Source organism: bacterium, assembly GCA_023150945.1.
In the GTDB taxonomy this organism is placed as follows: domain Bacteria; phylum Zhuqueibacterota; class Zhuqueibacteria; order Zhuqueibacterales; family Zhuqueibacteraceae; genus Coneutiohabitans.
Genome location: JAKLJX010000025.1, coordinates 56553 through 74474 on the forward strand (window position 1 = coordinate 56553; position 17922 = coordinate 74474).

Below are 17922 nucleotides of genomic sequence, written 5' to 3' on the forward strand. Positions count from 1 at the left end.
TATTCGTACCAGATTTGCCATGAAAAATAATTACCCTATTGCTAACCGCACGGTGTGTGATCAACGGTTCTTCTGCACTGCTAACATGCCTTTCACTGGCGGAATTCCAGCGTCAGGCAATGCGGCCCGGAATTGCCGTAACCCAGCAAGGCGCCGCCGCGCACGGCAAATACCTGCTTGCCGGAAGCAGCCGCCAGCGTGTCCCGCGCGAGTTGATCCAGGCTGGCAATGCCGTAAACCGGCATGAGCAACCCCTTCTCCCACACCAGGCTGTTGGCGTAACACAGCATGGGCAGGCCGCCGGATTTCTTGCCGGCCACCGTGCCGGCGACGCCCGGCCAAAAAGGCACGCGCACGACCTTGAATCCGCGCCGGCGCAAGGCCGCAGCAATGCGATCATCCCAGCGATACTCCGGCTCCGCCAGCACCGCGGCGCGAAATGCGCCGGGCTTGGCCAACTCGGTGAGAATCTGCAATTTTTCCTGCAACAATGCCGGCAAGATCAAATGCGGCCGCGGCAGGGTTTGAAAACGGAACATGTTGCCCGCGGCTTTGACTTCGAGATTGTGGCCGGAGGCCGCAAATTCCACCGCCCAGTGCGCCACGATGCGCTTTTGTTCCGCGACGCCGAGCGCCAGCAAGCGCGACCGTGCCAGCTCATCATCGCCCACCGCGATCACGGTTTCGGAAAGCGGCATCACCAGCAGATCGAGATGAAATGGCGTGGGCGGCGGCGGCGAGGGCAGAGTGAGAAATGGCCCCTGCAAAAAGCCGGAAAGCGCCAGCGTATCCAGCCGATCGGGGCACAGCACCAGGTTGTCGAATGGAATGAGATTGGCGCCGGTGAAGGCCACTGCCGCCTGTGCCGGCCGCAGGCCGTAGCTCTCGTCCAGGGCGGTGAAGATCGCGCGCAGGCGATGATTGTCCGAGGGGCTGACCCACATCGTGCCGCGGGTGTCCACCAGCGCTTGGTCGCGCGGCCACGGGCCATAGGCGCCGGCATCCTGCACGAATTGCAGCCGTGGCTGGCCGTGACGATTGCGGCCCAAGCCGCCGCGCGTCAAGCCGGAGGTGAACACGCGGAAGGATTCGGATCCCGGCGCAAACTGACTGAGGATGAGCGCCTCGGCCTCGGGCAGGGCGGTGAGAATATCCGCCAGCGACAGCATGCCCATTTCCGCGGACCAGGTGTAAACCAACAGCAGCTTCTTGATCTCGCCGGCGTGCGCGCTTTGCAGTCTGATTTTGGACTGCGCGAAAGCAGGCTCAGGCCAGGCCAGCGCCAGGAGCAAGGCCGGCAGCAGAAGAATCGCAAGCAAGACGCGATGGTTTTGTGATGCGGCAGGATTCACAGGGTGACATGAGCACGGATGGATTCACGATATGATCTGACAGCGCTCGCCGTTATTATCGAAGACTCCGAGAATGCAGGCAGGGCGCGTCATGCTGATTGCGCTTGAATAGTGTCTGCCCAGAAATGAAGACACCGCCCGGGCGCTTGATCCCGAAGCGTGAACAAGTCGAAGAGGACTCGCTTCTGCTCATAACGGAGCGCCCGGGCGGCGGTGTTTTGGACGGACGCGAAATGTGTCTGCCCGAGCATGTTCCAACCTCGGCTGAGCCGAGGTCTCCAAGATTTCAGACTCCGCGGAAACGCCGAGGTTTTCAATGCAACGGCCAAGCCGTTGCAGGAACGTTTCATCATTAAGACAGCAAAGCCCCGGGCCAATGCGTGGTACCCGGGGCTTTGCGGTTGCAACCAAAGGAAACTGCGCCCGCCGTTACTTCGTCAAGACCATCTTCCGGGTCTGGTTGAAGTTGCCTGCTTCCAGCTTGTAGAAATAGATGCCGGAGGGCATGTTCGCGGCATTCCAGGTGGCGGTATGGCTGCCCGCCGGCAGCTTGCTGTTGACCAGCGTCGCGACCTTTTGGCCGATGGCGTTGAAGACTTCCAGCTTCACCTTCACGCTCGCCGGCAGGTTGAACGAAATCGCCGTGGCAGGATTGAAGGGATTGGGGAAGTTCTGCGCCAGGGCATAGTCCGCCGGCAGGCCCGCGCTGGGATCATGATCGGAGACGCTGCTGGGCGGCGTCGTCGGAATCTGTGCCGCAGGGAAACTGTAGTACATCATAAACGTCGAGGTCGTCTGATTACCCGGCTGCACTGCGCCGCCGTTGACATCATCCGAGCCGTAGACGAAGTGCAGATTTTCGTCCACTCGCCTGGCCACCGAGACGTACTTGTCTTCGGTGCCGCGCGAGTCGGTGAGGTTCACCACCGGCGAGCCCCAGGTGGCGCCGCCATCCGCGGAACCGGTGGCGTAGATGTCCAGATAATTCAAGCCCACGGCATCCGTGTCATTCGGCGTCGGCGCGCTGAAAGCAACGTACAGAACATTGTTCGCATCCACGCCGATGGAGGGCCAGTACACACCGCTGCCCAAACCGCGGCCCCAGTTTGCCGAGCTGGGGAAGCCGGTGCCTTCGCCGTCCACGATGTCGGCGCGGGTTGCCACCTCCGTGACACCGAGGGTCGGAGTCCAGTGCAACAGCGGCGACAAGGTGTACAGGAAAGATTCCGGCGCGGTGCCGGCGGAATCCGGCAGCACCAGGAAATTCTCGAACACGATGTGCGGCATGCCGTTGTTGTCGTAGATCAAATCGAGTTGGGCGTTGGGCCGGAAATCACCCTCTACCGGCGGCACACCCTTGCCGATGTTGGTGATATTCGTCCAGGTCCAAGTCGCGCCATTGTCGGTGGACTCGGCAAACAGAATCTCGTTGCTGTTGAAGCCGGCATCGTACGAGGCGAACGCCGCAACACCGACCTTATCACCCCAGGCGTCGATGGCATAGCCATCGGCGTCACCGCCGCCGACCCACAGACCATTGGTGGTATCGGGTGGGTCACCGGCAGCCGCGCCAGGTTTCTGAAACGCGAAGCGGAATTCCCAATTGAATCCGCCGTCGGTGGAGCGGCCATAAACCGGATACTGCCCGCCGCCCAATCCCGGAAATGGATCAAATGTGGAGTGCGTCACCACCACATGAAAATTGTCCTTGCCATCAACCACGATGCGCGGCCAGGTCAGATCTGAACCGGTTGGAAAGTTCCCGGTGATCGAGGAGGTCCAAATGCCCAAGCCCTGCAGAGCGTCGACATTCACTTCCAATCCGCCGTGAGCTGCGATCACGCTCCGGCCGTCAGCGGTCGCGGAAATATTGCCCCAGCCAACCCGGCCAGCTTCGACCTTGGTCATCGGCAGCAGGAAGCCATTGCCATCATTGTAGGCAAAAAAGGTTGCCCGGTCAGGCCAGGTGCCGAGCGGGCCTTCCGCGGCTGTTCGCGCAATCGCCAGAATACCGTCGCCGTAATTGTGAATATGACGGCCCATGGCATTATTGGTCATGAAATCGTAGGTCGATTCGATCAGTTGCAGACCCGGGCCGGCTTTGGCTGCGGACTTGAGCAGCGCTCTGGGCTGCGCCTGAGCAGCCAGGATGTCCTGCGCGCCGACAGCGGGGACGCGTTGTACTTTTTGAATTCTCTTGTCTGATTTGCGGTCGATGGCAGAGGCGGCGACTGCGAACATCAGACAAAAGACTGCGGCGTAACGAAGCGCCTGGAACAACCTGCTGCATTCCATCTTCGCCAAAAGGAAATTTTGCATCGCCACTACCTCACAGAAGATTATGACCGGTGTGAAAACTGCGCGTTGGGAGAGCCCGTTCCGGCTTGGCACTCCCAACGCGTTGGGATCTAAAGCGCAGAGACGACAGTCCGGTGCAATACCGGCTTACTTCATCAACGTCATTTTGGTCACTTGCGAAAAGCCGGCGCTCTTCAGCTTGGCGAAGTAAACGCCGGAAGACACATTCTTCGCGGGATTCCAGGTGACATTGTGCTTGCCCGCTTGCACCACGCCATTCACCAGCGTGGCCACCAGCTTGCCGTTCACGTCATAGACGCTCAGGTTGACTTCCGCCGGCTTGCTCACTTCGAAGGTGAGATTGGTCGCAGGGTTGAACGGGTTCGGGAAATTCTGGTGCAGCGCAAACGAGGCCGGCACGCTGGAAACCGGGCGATCGCTCACGCCGGTGAGCACGACTTTGCTCTTCGCCACGGCGTAGTAGAGGTGGTTCGAGCTGCCCGTGCCACCGCCCTGAACGCTGTTGCCGGTGCTGCCATCCGAAGAGTAGACAAAGCGCAGGCTATCGCCCACATTGGGCGCGAGGTAGGCCCACAGATCCTCGGATTGCGGGGTATCGGTGAGGTTGGTCACCGGTCCCCAGCTCGCACCACCGTTGGCCGAGCCAATGGCGTAGACATCGGTATAGTGCGCGCTATCTGGATCAAAGTCATTGGGACGGAAAGTAGCGAACAACAGATACAGATTGTTCTCGGCATCCAGGCCGGCGGAGGGCTGGCACACAACGTTGCCATCAACGTTGTGCTGATCGAATGCCCCCAGGTTGCCAGAAAACAGACCGATTTCCTGATCCGAACCCGGAATGTCATTGAAATCGACGACTTCGGCGATACCCGTGGCGGCACTCCAATGGTAGATGCCGGCCGTTCCGCTTTCGTAGAGATCAATGGCGGTGCCGGCCGAGTCCGGCAGACCAGTGAAGCTCTCCCAAAAAATGTGGAGATTGCCGTTGTTGTCATAAATCACATCGCAAGAACCGGCCGGCAAATCCGCCGAGGTGCCGGGGGGCAAGGTTGTCGGGTTGTTGGTCAGGTTCTGGTAGGCCCAGGTCGTGGCATTGTCAGAGCTGGTCCACAAGTGAATGTCCGCTCCGGTCTCAGCCACAACCACCGCAACATTATCGCCCTGGCTGGCCATGTCTTGATCATCCGCACTAAAGCCGGGTTTGCGGGTGCTGGTGTCCGGCCAAAGGTATTGGAAGGACCAAGTAGCGCCTTCATCGCGGGACACGGCGATGCTCTTGACCAGGGCCACGCCATTGATCGTGGCGTTGGTGGTGGAGCAGACAATGATATTGTCCTTGCCGTCCACTGTCAAGCGCGGCCATTGGTCAGCCGCTGCGCCGATATTGCCGGTGATGCTGCTGGTCCAAATGCCGAGGCCTTTGAGCGCGTCGATGTTGACCTCGTTGGCAACGTGCGAAAGCGTAACGCTGCGGCCATCCGCCAGCGCCGCAATGCTGGACCAGCCGCGGCGCACCTGCTCGACTTTCGTCATCGGCGACCAGGTGGTGCCGTCAAAATAGGAAAAATAGGTACCCCGGTCGGTCGCGGCGGCGTCAGTCGCGCCCATGCGACCCACCGCGAGGGTGCCGTCGCCATAGTCGACGAGGTTATTCAACACGCCGCCATTGGAACCATAGTCATACGTGGTTTCCATCAAAAACGCGCCCGGCCCAATGGCATTGGTCTTGTGCAAGACTCGCCCAGTCTGGACCGCCGGGATCGGTTCATCGCCGCGAATCATTTGCTGCCGCTTGGCCTTGTCGATTTTGTGCAGTTCTTGCTTGGCGCCCGTGCCAGCAAACGCTGCCGCGGCAAAGCACAAACACAGCATAGCGGTAAAAAGTTTACGCATGGGTACTACCCTCCACAGATTGATTGGTGGATGATGTGAGTTGTAATTGTGGCCGAAATGCAAAAGCCGATGCTCATCTCAGAGGACAGCATCACCTCCCTTCAGGAATCGAGGTGCGGGAGGGATCGGAGCAATTCGACTGCCGGCCCGGTTCGCGACGCCGGGCCGCTTCCGCTTGGGATTGAGGCGTGAACAACGATTGGCAATTGCTGGTGAGGAAATCCGTCAAGCAATGTCGCGCGCGGTCCTGCCAGCTTGCCGGTCATCTCTCTTTGAAGAGGTTGCCGAAAATAAACACTCTTTTCTACTTTGTCCAGCAGTTTCTTCGGGCGGCGGGATAAATCTTGAAGTGCAAAAAAGGGAAGGCCGCCGGGCGGCCTTCCCTCTGCAGCGCACTTCCGGGCGCAACAATTCTCTGATCACGTCGCTTCTGCCAAAGCCTGCCTTGAAAGGCCCATCGTAGCCCTGCGCCCTGGCGGGGCATTGGCATGGCACTGCACAGCTTTCCAGGACAGCCGCCCACAAGGGGCGGGGGCTACGATCATTGCCACGACAGCCGCCTACGAGGGGCGGGGGCTACGAGGCTCGCCAACACCACTGCGCAAAGATCAGATCTCGCCGAAATCAGACAGAATCTTGCGCGCCGCAGCCTCGGCATCACTGGTATTCAAGTGGTAGAGCGGGAAGCCGAACACCGCCGTCCGGAAGCTGGTGCCGATGTACTTCACGCCGACGATTGCGCCCTGCCAATCCTGATTGCCACTGGCGGAATTGAACGTATAGATCGCCTCGGCACCTTCCCGCAGCGTGAATGCATCGATGGGTGAAAGGCCGGGACGATTCGGAATCGGGTTTTTCGCCAGATCGACGTTGATGTTGGGATAGCCCGCCTGGCCGGTGGCGCCATTGAAGTCGAACAAGTTGCCCGGCGTCTGGCGCGTGGAAGCAATCCTGAGATAGTTCCACACAAAAGCATAGGAGGCCAGTGCCGCAGGCTGCGTGGGATCGAAAGTGGCGACCGGCGTGGTGGTGGCAATCTGGTTGATATGACGCCAGCCGGTCATCCAGAGTTTGCCGCCCACGGTGAGATAGTCGCCCAGAAGCTGAATCTGGCGCGGGATGTTCGTCGCGGTGGCTTCGTCACTTTGCCAGATGACGGTGGAATAGTTGCCAAAGCCCTTCTTGGGGGTGGGTGCGCCCTGGGTGAGATAATCCCACAGGGTGAAACGCGCGCCCGCCGCAGTGAGCACCTGCGAATAGAAATTGTCGACATTGGTGTCGCCGGTGGCCGGCGGCCGGCCGGCCAACTGGCCGTTGCCGTCATCCACCACCAGCACGCCGGCACTCAGAGTCGCAGCCACAATGTCATAGCGATACAGCGCGATGTCACTGAGCTTGCCGGCGAGATCACGGTGTTGCACTTCGAACGTGTGCGTGCCCGGCGTGACGTTGGTCAAGTCTAGTGTGGAAACCGCGGTCGAGAATTCCGTCCACGCGCCGCCGTCAATGCGATAGCGGCTGCCGGTGGAAGCGCCGCCGGCGTAGTTGAACGTCGGCGCCCAACTGAACGATACGGTGTTGCCGGTGGCGAGCGAGAAGGCGGAGCTGTCTGGATAGAACGCCGCGCCGTTCTTCAACGCGCTCAACACCACGCCCGGCTTGACCGTGGCCGAGGCCACAAACCGGAATTCCGCCGGCGACTCGTCGACAGCCAGCGCATTGTCACGCGCCTGCGCAAAGAAAGTATGCGCGCCTTCCGGCAACAGGCCAAATGGCGAGGTCAGGCTGAACTCAAATACCGGATTCGACTGCCATGCCGACCACTGGCCGCCCGCATCGATCTTGTAGCGATAGGTGTACTCCGGCCCGTTGTCCGGGTCATCCACTGCCACGGCGGTGAAAACCGCGCCCTGGCCAAAGGTCGCGCCCTGGCTGGGGTTGCCCACCACTTGAATCTCGGTGTTGGGCACGACGTTGGTCGCCGTAAACGTCAGCGTTGCCGGGGTGGGGTCGTTGGCGCCGTCGTTGTCACGCGCGGCCACGGACACGCTGTGCTGCTCATCCTGGTTGGCGGCGGTAAAGCGAAAGGTGGAATCGGTCGAGGTCGTGAAGACGGTGTTGCCATCCACTGTAACCGTATAGCCCTTCACCACACCGTCTTGATCCTTGCCGTTCCAGGAGATGGTGACAAAGTAGCTGTTGGTGCTGCCGGATTTCGGCCCGGAGGTGATCTCAGTGTCCGGCGGCTCGTTGGTCTTGAGCGTGTAGTCGCCGGGATCGACCAAGCCGCATCCTGTCAATGCCAGCAACGCCAGGCTCAAGACGCCGGCCGCGCGCAGGGCATGTTTAAAGCTGCCTGATTTCATCAAATCCTCCCGCTATATGCGAAGTTTCAAGATTATCTGACATGATCATCGCTGGTGCTTCCGAGGCGCGCACGCCTGGAGGCGGCTGCGCCGGCCAGCGCCATGACGAAGCTCAAAACTGAAACGACAGCGAAAACCGATGCGGCTGATTCATGAAGGAACTGGTGTCCGTGAGATTGCCGAGATCGGCGTAGGCATAATCCACGCGCAGCAGATTCTTCTCCGCGCTGAACGGTACGTTGACGCCAAAGCCCAGCGTGAAGCCGTCGGTATCATAGTTGTAGTTGTAGCCGCCCCGCAGCGAGAAGCGCTCGCTGAAGGTCAGCTCCAGGCCGCCGTTCAGGCGTTCCTGGTTGTCCGCCGGATGCTCGAACTGGGCGGCGAGGTTGCCTTTGAGGCTTTCTCCCAAATCCACACCCACCATCGATTCCAGATCCGCCATCACGCCGGTCTTGAACGTGATCGGCAGGGGGGCGGAGTCGAAATCCTGGCGGCGCGGCTGGCCGCCGGTGGTGCTGGCGGTGCGATAGTCCAGGAAGCCGCCGTCAAAGTTGGTGTCGGCGCCGAAGTTTTGGATCACCATGCCCAGGCGCAGCGAACGGAAATCGGTTTGATACTGCAGGCCGGCATCGAAGCTCACGCCGCTGGAGACGAAGCTGGCGAGTTCCTCGCGGATGTAGCGCGCCTGCACGCCGAAGGTGAAGCGGTTGCTCACCTGGCGCGAGTAGGACAAGCCCACCGCGATGTCGGAAGCCGTGATCAACTCGCCGGTGCCCTCCGGCCGGGAGGGCGTGCGCACGAGCAAATCGTCCATATGCAACACACCGATATTCAACCCGAACGAGCCCAGGGTGGTGGAAATGGGCAGGACCAACGCAATATTGTCATAGTTGATGTCGGCCGGCATGTTGATGTGGGTGAGCATGACTTCCTTCTTGGTGGCCCAACCCAGGCCGGCGGGATTCCAGTAGACCGCCGAGGCATCAACCGCGCCCGCGACAAAGGCGTTGCCCATGCCGATGCCGCGCACGCCCACCGGGATCTTCAAAAACTGAAAGGAGGTGGTGCCCACCCGCTCGATTCCCAGCACGGTCATCGGCAGGATGAGCAACACGAGAATATGTACAAAGTGTTTTTTCATTTTCATTTCTCCGGAAGCAATCAGTGATCAGTGACCTGTGATCGGTGATCAATGCTCAGCGATCGGTGGCCAGTGAGCAGTAGGCTGATGCCGGATGACTGCTCACTGATTACTGACCACTGGTTATTTCACCACAATGAACTTGCCGATTTTCTCCTCACCATTGGCGGAGACACGGTACAAATAGATGCCCGCCGTCACTTCCTGGCTGAGGCGCGTGCGCAAATCCCAGATCGCCACGCCCGAGCCGCTGTGCCGGATTTCCTGCACGAGATCACCGGCAAGGGTGAAGATCTGAATCACGGCCTGCTCCGGCATGTTCACGAATTGAATCGCCTTGGGGAAGTTGCGGTCGCCGACCTCGTTGAACCGGCCGAACTGCTCGAACTCCGAGCTGCCGACGTAGGGGTTGGGCACCACATAAACCTGATCCAAAGTCGACTTTGCGCTGGAATTGGCTACCACAATTTTCTGACGGGCGAGGCCGCGCGAGCTTTCCAGCACGCCGACGCCACCGACGGTGCGGTCATACTCCGGATGGTTGATTTCGTCACCGTTGTCGCCATTGTCATAGGAGGTGACGACATACTTGATTTGCACCAGCGGCGGCACGCCCTGATCAACGTACTCATATCTGCCCTGGTCGTTCAACTGCGGCAGGCCGCGGTCAAAACCGATGCCGTTGACCACGTCGAAGTCGGCCACCAAGGTGAAACTGACACCATCCAAGCTGCGCCAAATGCGGTAGCCTTCGAAATCCGGTTTCTTGGCGATCGGGTCGATCGAGTTCTCCGCGCGCCGATCCCAGGTGATGCGTGCCGCGCGCTCCAACGGCTCGAGCGTGAAGTTGGGCGCGTCGGGCGCGGTCGGGCCGCGGAAGTCATTCTGGAACAGGGACAGCGCCTGGCGGGAGTTCTGCGCGATCAACTCGATGTTCTCCGCGCGGCTCAGGCCGGCGCGGCCACCGCTGATGATCGCCAGCGTCACCGGCAAGGTCTGGCCGGGTTGCAGGTCGCCGAGCGGGCCAAAGGAGAAGACGAAACGCCAGTCACCGTTCACGAACTGGTCAGGGTCGCGTACGCCGCTCGACATCTTGACGTACTTTTCGACGTTGTCATTGGGGTCGCCGCCGGTGAGACGGTTGAAGTTCAGGTAGGTCGAGCCGACGTCGGGCAACGGGGTTTTCAACACCCGCACCCCGAAGAACTGCGCTTCCAGACCGGCGCCGTCATCATCGCCGCCGATGGCGGTTTTCAACGAATCGATGTAAAACGTAATGTCATCCTCCGAGCCCGGACGGCCTTGCGCGTCGGTCCCCACGTCGAAATCGAAAAAGGTGCCGAGGTAGACGTCGCGCAACACCTCGGTGCCGATGTTGGTCACGAAGTATTCGATGATGAGAAAGTCATCGCGGAAAGTTTCCGACCATTGAAACGAGTGTTGCACCACGCGCACGTTCAGGGGCGTGAAGCCGTCGGCATCGGCGTTGCTCAAGCAGGAGGCGCAGGTGTCAACATAAGTGGTGTACCATTCCTGGCCGCCGCGGGCGATGGTGTCTTCATCTTCCTTGCCGTCGCCGTCATCATCCAGCGAGCCCGGCACTTTGTCGCCATCGAAATCAGGATCATCACTGTCAATCAGGCCGTCAAAATCATTGTCGAGAAAATCGGCGGAGACGTCACCCACCGGATCCTCGTCGATGTGCGGTTCCGGGTCATAGTTCAGAATGCCGTCGCCATTGGCATCGGCGTTGGGGCCGTCCCAGTCATTGCTGGGCGAGCCGTCACCGTTGAGGTCATCGGTGGCCGCGTTCCAGTCGCCGTCGTCGTCATTTTCTTTGGCGCCGTCATCAGTGGATTGATACAGCCAGGTGGACAAGGCGCCATATTCGCCGGTGCCGTTGTCACCATCGGTCACCGTGGATACAATGCGCTGGTTGTTCTTGATGGCGCCCACCCACAAGCCGCCGGAGAAAAGGAAGTTCGTGCCGGTGCCGCCGGGGTATTCCAGTTTGGGCGCAAGTTGCGAGGAGGCGGGGTGAAACGGTGTCGGCGGGCCGGCCGGCCGGTCATCGGGGTTGGCCAGTTCGCCGAAGTTGGCCATCATCAACCATTGCAGGCCTTTGTCGTGCACTGCGAAGCGGTTGGCAACGATGGCGTTCGGCTTCAGCAGGCCGAACACCTCCTGCGGTTGCATGATGCGCGCCTGGTTGTCGCGGGATTTTCTCTCTTTGCGCTCGCGGCCAAAGGCCTCGGTCGATCCGACCACCGCCAGCGCGAGCAGAGAGACCGCGATGATACCAAAAACTTTTTGCACTCTCATGAAGTCTCCTTCCGTCTGATATAACCTGCGCGCCCCGGCCGCCAAGCATACCGGGGCGCGTGGGAAATAGATCGTATTAGAACTCGGTGGTGAAACCGACGCGAATGATGCGGCCGTTCTGCCATGCCGCCGGATTCGGCGCCGCATTCGCAAACCCGCCATAGTTGCGCGTGCGCGACGTGCCGGCATTGGAGAAACCGATCAGGTCGCGGTAGGCATCCACGATGCCACCCTCATCCGGCCCAATCGGATTGAGACGGTTGAACAGGTTCTGCACTTCGAAGATGAGGCCGGCGCGCACACCGGAGGTCAAGTTGAAGAACCGGCGCATGCGCATATCGACGTTGAAGATTTCGGGATAGCGCTTGGAGTTGGTGAGCGGAACCAGATTGGAACCGGTCAGCGTCTGCGGCGTGTAGGGCATGCCCGTGCCGTATTGCGCCAGGAAATTCACGTTCCAGTTCTCCAGCAGCGGGAGGTTGCCCAGCTTCGGGCCTTCGCCCGCGCCGTAGTGGAAATCGAGGTTGAGCACCACGCGATGGCGCTGATCCCAATCCGCCGGGAATTCCACGCCGTCGATGATGTCGAGCGTGTCATAGGTGTCGCGTGGATCGGAGTGCGTCGCCTTCGCCACTTGAAAGGTGTAGGTGGCGTCGCCCGAGAAGAACCGGCCGGCGCGTTGCTGCAGCGACAGCTCCAGGCCCTTCACCGTGCCGTAGGTGTCGTTCTGATAGGTGAAAAAGGCGTTGCCGGCTACGTCGAACTCCTTCCGGATCTGCAGCAGGTTATCGATGTCTTTGAAGAAGCCGGTGACCGAGAACAGGGTGTTCAAGCCGAACTGTCGGCGAATGCCGAACTCATACTGAATCGTCTGCTCGGGCTTGAGGTTGGGATTGCCGACGATGGAGTTCGGGCTGTCGATGCGCTGGTTGACCTGGTTGAACACGTTGGTCAACTGCGGCCGCTGGAAGAAATGGCCATAGCTGAAGTAGAACATGTCGCGGTCAGTCACCGGGAAGGAGAAGCCGACACGCGGCAGCACGCTCCACTTGGTGGTCGGCGTATCGAAACGCGGCACGCCCACCGAAGTATCCTGCTCCGCCACTTGCTCGCCCTGGTCAAAGCGCTCGAAGCGCATGCCCAGGTTCACGATGGCCGAGCTGAACTCCATCTTGTCTTGAATGTAGCCCGCCTGCCAATTGGGGAAGACGGAGTAGGCATTGCCGAACAGGCCGCGGCCGTCATAGGGTCCGAGCAACTGCCGGCTCCGGTTCTTCAGCTCGAAATAGTTGGCCTCGAAGCCGGTCTTGATCTGGTGATTCTTGGTGACCTGACTGGTGAGATCGAACTTCAAGGAGTAGGTGGTCGAGGAACGTTTGTTGAAGCCGGAGCGATCATTCGCCCAATAACCGCCGTTGATATTCTGGCCGCGGAAGGGATGAGTGGCGCCTTCCAGGAACCAGGTTTGATTGGCATTGCGGCGGTCGGGGTCGTTGTTCAAATCATAGAGGCCGTCGCCGTCGTAGTCCTGGAACGGTTCGCCGGCGTCATAGTTGCCGTTGCTGTTCAAGTCGGTGAAGCGTTCCGCCGGGGTGCCGAAGCCGCGATAAGGTTCCATGAACTCCGGCACGCGAGCCTGGCCATAGAGCGCCACGATGCGATCATATTCCGCCACCCAGGCATCCAACTCTTCGAAGCTGGAACGCGAGCGGCCGTCCTGCCCGAGTTTCGGCAGTGAGCCGGAGAAGGTGTAGAAGCGGCCGACTTTCACTTCGTAGAAGGTCCTGGGATTGAGCGTGTGTGTCCAGTTCATGCTGAACTGGTTGGCGCGGAACTCGTTGCGCCAGTTGTGGTCGTAGCCCTTCCAATCATAGGGCTGCAGGTCTTCGTCGACGCGGCCGTCACCATCGTCATCGATGTCATTGAGCGCTTCTTCGTCGGTGCGGCCGTCGTTATCGTTGTCAATGCCCCAGGCAAAGTCACCCAGGTAATAGTTGGGGGCAAGATTGGTGTCCTCGTCGATGCGGCCGTCGCCATCGTTGTCGAGGCCGTCGAGCAGTTCTTCATCGCGAGTGCCGTCGTTGTCCTGGTCCACCAAGTCGCTGATGCCTAGGCGATGGCTTTCCGCCACGACGTCACGCACGTCGCGGCCAAAGCGGAAGGTCCACGGATGGGTTTTGTCGGAGTTGCCGCGGAAGCCGAAGGTCAACTTCTTGTTGGGCGCCATTTGCCAGAGCAGCTTGGATTCCCAGTTGTTGCGCACGGATTCCCGGTTGCCGCCCACGCCAAAGAGGCTGCCAAACAAGGTTTCATTGCGCAGCGCGTCCGAGGTGTTGAGCTTGGGGGATTCCTTGATGGCCGAATTGGCATTGAGGCGTGAAATGGCCTCGGGATGGTAATTGGCACGATCATCCATGCGGGTTTCGCCCTGCAGGAACAGCGTCATGTAGCCGGGGATCTTGAGGCCGAGTTGCGGCAGCAGGTTGGTGGTGATGGGTTCCGGACCGCCGATGCTGGCTTCCAGCCAGTCGAAGTTCTGCCCGCTTTCGCCAATGCCACTGTCGCCGATGCGGTCGGTCTGCATGAAAACGTGGCCGGAATATTCGCGTTTCGCCTCTTGCGTGTTGAGCAGGATGATGCCCGACTGCGCATTGCCGTATTCCGCATTGAAACCGCCGGAGATGATCTGCAGCTCGCTCAACGCGGAGCGGCCGACGGTCAAGCCGATGGTGCGGGTTTGCGGATCTTCGATGCTCACGCCGTCGACCAGGTAGGCGGCTTCACCGGCGCGGCCGCCGCGAATGTGCAGGTTGTTGCCCTGGCCCTGCGTGCCGGCGCTCAGCGCCACCGCATCATTCACGGTGGTGATCGGCAGCGACTGAATTTGATCGCTGGTGGAAACCTTGGAAGAGGCCGTGACGTCCTTTTGGATCAAAGGCCGTTCGGCGATGACTTCGACGACGTCGCCCAGTTGCAAGGTTTCGGAGGACAGCGCGAAATCCTTGGTGGTCGTCAAGTCCACCGAGACCCGCACCCCTTTATCCACAACCGCGGTGTAACCAATGATCGAAGCTCTGACATCATAAACGCCCGGCGGAACATTCAGAATGAAATACTCGCCGTTGATGTCAGTGGCCGCACCCAGGGTGGTGCCGACCAGGATCACGGTCGCCGAGGGCAACGGGAAACCCGTCTCTCGGTCGATTACCTTGCCAGCAATTTTTCCAGTAGTGCCGGCAAATACTGCGGCGGCGCCCACCAGAAGCATAGTCAAAATGACCATGACACTACGTAAACGCGCATGTTTCATAGGAAACTCCTCCGCAACGTTATTTTGGACCTACGAAATTTGGATTCGCCAAAGGGGAGATAAACTCACAGAATAAAATCACTTCACAACTCGCAGAGTCCCTCCAAGTGCAAAGACTGTACCATATACGGCCCCGTGTCTCACATGAACCTATCGCTGTCCTGGCGCGCAGGCATGCGGCCTTCTTCAGCCATAAGTCTTTGAATTTCGACCCGGGTTGACGCGAGATCCAGCAGCAGATTTCTTCATCAATTTTCCCGCTTCAGCGGCGGTGCAAATCTTTACCAGATTTGGGAAGGATTTTGCATAATTCAGAATTTCCTCCCGGACGGGAGTGGCGGCGGGAATCACGCGGACAAATCGATCTCTTCCACCAGGCAGGTGGGCGTACCGGAGATGAATACCATTCAGGCGTTCGCCATTCTCCTCCCGCGCGGACAAGCCAGCGGAGCAAGAGTGAACGCCGTTCAGCGCGTGTCGATGATGGTTTTCCAATCGGGCCGGGTTAATTCCCGCTCGTCGCTCGAATAAATCAGTTCATATTTGCCATAGCCATCGAGATCCGCGAAGATGAATTGCTTCCGGCCTTCTTGAAAATAGGTCCATACTTCATAAGGCTGGGCGTGCGTGCGCGCCGGAAAGCGTTCGACTTCATTGGGAATGCCGAATTTGATCGCCACCCGGCCGCGATCGGTTTGCCAGCCGGCGCTGAATCCCGCGGTGAATTGCTCATTGGCATATTGCACGCGCCGAAAATACTCCTCGCGAAATTCATTGACCGGTGTTGCCGGCACGGGATCGAAGCGCCGCCAAATCTGGCTGACGTAAGCGCGCTGTGCGGCCGGCGCCAACGACTTCAGCATCAGCTTGTCATGGTCGTTGAGCACGTACTGCATCTGCGCGACGTGCCGTTTGAACTCGCGCTCCGGCAACCCGGCAATCACCGAATCCGTGCCGCTCTCCGGCGTGCGCCCCTCGACGTAAAACGGCTTCGTCTGCGTCGCAACGGCGCCGGTGCTGCGCGCCCGCACGCGCACCGACAACGAGCAAACCGAATCCGGCAGCGTGCCGACATGAATTCCGCCGGCCTCGATGCTGGCCGCGCCGGGCGCGCGCCCCCACTTCGCCGGCAACGTGCGCAGCGACTCACCGCGGCCGTTGCGAATGGCGTACTGCACTTCGTAGCTGTCCGCCGCTGCGAGGTTGTAGATTTCGAAATAAAAATAGAGCAGCGGCAGGCTGCTGCTGAACGTGGCGCTGGCATGCGGCATGACGTTGAGGCCGTGCTTGGCAAATTTGCCGCCGGCGGTGTCCACCTGAATGCTGGTGGCCAACTGCAAATCGCTGAGCGCCAGCGTGTGCGGGGGCAGGGCGCGCGCCTGGAAACGTATCTCGGCGCGGCCGGCTCTGTGCGAGTGAAGATCGGTGAGCGTGAGGGCCAGCGTATAGAAGCCGGGCGCCAGCGGCAACTCGAATTGATTGGGCAGCACGCGCCCCGCAGTTTCCTCGGGGCTGCGCGCGGTGACGGATTGCGTCCATTCGTCGCGTAGCAAGACGTTGCCGGCGGTATCCGCGATCACCACCGAGGTGCTGCAGTCGCTCTGCCATCCTTGCGGCGCCGGGCGGAAGGTCAACTGTTCGAAGGGAATTTCGGAATAGAACTCTTGCAGCACCTGACCCGTGGCGCCGCGGAAGGAGGCGGTATCCAGGTAAAACAACAGCTCACCCCGGCTTCTGGCAGGCAATTCTGCGGCGGTGAGAGGCGGCGCGCAGACCAAAGTCAACAGCGCCAAACACGCGCGCCACCACTTGCCGGCGCCGCCGCGATTGCTCCCGAGGCAAGCACGACTGAACACCCATCCGCGCTTGGAAAAAGCCTGCGTGCTCCTGCGCGTTGATCTCTGAAAACGATCCGGCAGTGGAAAAAGCATTCTCGCAATGAATTGTTGCCATCCTTTGGCGGTCTGCATCGGCGCACGACTTGTTGGCATGGGAGAATTTCGCTTTCAGCGCGGCTCGCCGAACTCGTTGGCCAAAATGTGCGCGACGGTCTGCGCCAGCGCCCTGGTGTTGACGAGATTCACGGTGGCAGAGCCAACCCGCGCCGCCGCAACCAACGGGAAGCCGAACAAGGCGGCTTTGTAGGTGCTGCCGGAATAGAGAATCGCGCACGGTGTGCCGGCAAACTCTTCACTGTTTACATCGATCGCGCGGCTGGCATCACGAAAGTAGTTTTCGCTGAAGCGGTAAACGGTCCGGGTGTCCGGCTGTGGAATGACTTGATTGACCATGCCCTTGAGGTATTGGAAAATGGTGGTGCGCGGCACCTGGTAGCTGGTCGCCAAATCCGGGAAGCGGTCGTCGGCGCCCAGCAGCCAATCGACATTGAGGTCCGCTGCCTTGGCGCGCAGCACGTGGAAGTATTTGTAGCCCGTGCTGTTCGGCGCCAGATCGAGGCCGGTGGGCGATTTGCCCGAGAGTGATTGCAGCGGATCCGTGCCTGCGATCCAGAGATTGCCGCCCATGTCCAAATAGTCCTGCACCAGCCGTTCATTCAAACCCAAATTGCCGGCGGGGTTGGTGCACCAGATGATGGTGGAGAACGCGCCCAACCCGAGGCTCGGCGCGCCGGTGGCGTCGGTATCGCTGGGCATGGTCACGAACGGCGGCTTGCGCGTCGCGAAGCGGACTTGATAGTCCCAAAACGTGTAATTGCGATAGCCGGCGGCGATCATGAGCGAATCATAAAAGGCATCCGACGCCTGCTCGAGGCTGCCGTTGGGGTCATCATCCAGCAGCAGGATGCCGCGATCGAACGTCGGGCCGGCGACGTGCAAGCGCAAGCGCGCGGGCGTGGGATCCATGGTGCCGGTGTTGTCCACCGCGCGCACCTCCACGGTGTACCAGCCGTCGCGGAATTTGAAATTCACAAAAAACGATTTGGTGAATTGCCAGGTGTTGTCGAACAGGGGGCCGGCCACGCGGTATTCATACCCTTGAATGATGCCGTCGGCATCATTGCCGTGCCATTCCAGCCGCAGCTTGAAGGAGTTGTTTTGTGAGCCGTCGAGCGGCGTGGGCGCGAAGGCGGTTTCCGGCGGCTGGCTGCTGCCGAGCATGCCCTGCTCCGTCGGCTGGTTGTTGCAGGACAGCAGCAGGCCCGCGAGTGCCGCCAGCGCGCCGGCGGAGAAAATCGAGCGCAGCATTCGCAGCATG

Annotated in this window: 9 protein-coding genes; all 9 read right to left on the reverse strand. The window is 60.2% G+C overall.

The window, feature by feature from the left end; genetic code table 11:
* Window positions 1–92: 92 nt before the first annotated feature.
* Complete coding sequence (locus L6R21_23740) at window positions 93–1319, reverse strand: agmatine deiminase family protein (GenBank protein MCK6562224.1); 1227 nt, start codon at window positions 1317–1319, stop codon at window positions 93–95.
* 462 nt (window positions 1320–1781) lie between these two features.
* Window positions 1782–3593, reverse strand: coding sequence for a T9SS type A sorting domain-containing protein (locus tag L6R21_23745; protein ID MCK6562225.1), 1812 nt, complete (start codon window positions 3591–3593; stop codon window positions 1782–1784).
* 204 nt (window positions 3594–3797) lie between these two features.
* A complete protein-coding gene (locus tag L6R21_23750; GenBank protein MCK6562226.1) occupies window positions 3798–5567 on the reverse strand; it encodes a T9SS type A sorting domain-containing protein in 1770 nt (589 codons plus the stop codon).
* Window positions 5568–6175: 608 nt separating this feature from the next.
* Window positions 6176–7933: a hypothetical protein gene (locus L6R21_23755; protein ID MCK6562227.1), complete on the reverse strand. Its 1758-nt coding sequence runs from the start codon at window positions 7931–7933 to the stop codon at window positions 6176–6178.
* Window positions 7934–8045: 112 nt separating this feature from the next.
* A complete protein-coding gene (locus L6R21_23760) occupies window positions 8046–9074 on the reverse strand; it encodes a PorV/PorQ family protein (protein ID MCK6562228.1) in 1029 nt (342 codons plus the stop codon).
* Window positions 9075–9197: 123 nt separating this feature from the next.
* Window positions 9198–11396, reverse strand: coding sequence for a hypothetical protein (locus tag L6R21_23765; protein ID MCK6562229.1), 2199 nt, complete (start codon window positions 11394–11396; stop codon window positions 9198–9200).
* A 76-nt stretch (window positions 11397–11472) separates the two neighbouring features.
* The gene (locus L6R21_23770) at window positions 11473–14706 is read right to left on the reverse strand and encodes a TonB-dependent receptor (protein ID MCK6562230.1); all 3234 of its coding nucleotides are present in this window, start codon (window positions 14704–14706) and stop codon (window positions 11473–11475) included.
* Window positions 14707–15173: 467 nt separating this feature from the next.
* Window positions 15174–16424: a GWxTD domain-containing protein gene (locus tag L6R21_23775; GenBank protein MCK6562231.1), complete on the reverse strand. Its 1251-nt coding sequence runs from the start codon at window positions 16422–16424 to the stop codon at window positions 15174–15176.
* Between the two features lie 288 nt (window positions 16425–16712).
* Window positions 16713–17921 carry a hypothetical protein gene (locus tag L6R21_23780; protein ID MCK6562232.1) on the reverse strand — a complete coding sequence of 403 codons (1209 nt, stop codon included), beginning with the start codon at window positions 17919–17921 and terminating at the stop codon, window positions 16713–16715.
* Window position 17922: the final 1 nt, after the last annotated feature.

Coding starts and splice junctions, on each gene's coding strand:
- L6R21_23745 (MCK6562225.1), bottom strand. CDS start 3,593: ATGTTCGCAGTCGCCGCCTCTGCCATCGACCGCAAATCAGACAAGAGA.
- L6R21_23750 (MCK6562226.1), bottom strand. CDS start 5,567: ATGCGTAAACTTTTTACCGCTATGCTGTGTTTGTGCTTTGCCGCGGCA.
- L6R21_23755 (MCK6562227.1), bottom strand. CDS start 7,933: ATGAAATCAGGCAGCTTTAAACATGCCCTGCGCGCGGCCGGCGTCTTG.
- L6R21_23760 (MCK6562228.1), bottom strand. CDS start 9,074: ATGAAAAAACACTTTGTACATATTCTCGTGTTGCTCATCCTGCCGATG.
- L6R21_23765 (MCK6562229.1), bottom strand. CDS start 11,396: ATGAGAGTGCAAAAAGTTTTTGGTATCATCGCGGTCTCTCTGCTCGCG.
- L6R21_23770 (MCK6562230.1), bottom strand. CDS start 14,706: ATGAAACATGCGCGTTTACGTAGTGTCATGGTCATTTTGACTATGCTT.
- L6R21_23780 (MCK6562232.1), bottom strand. CDS start 17,921: ATGCTGCGAATGCTGCGCTCGATTTTCTCCGCCGGCGCGCTGGCGGCA.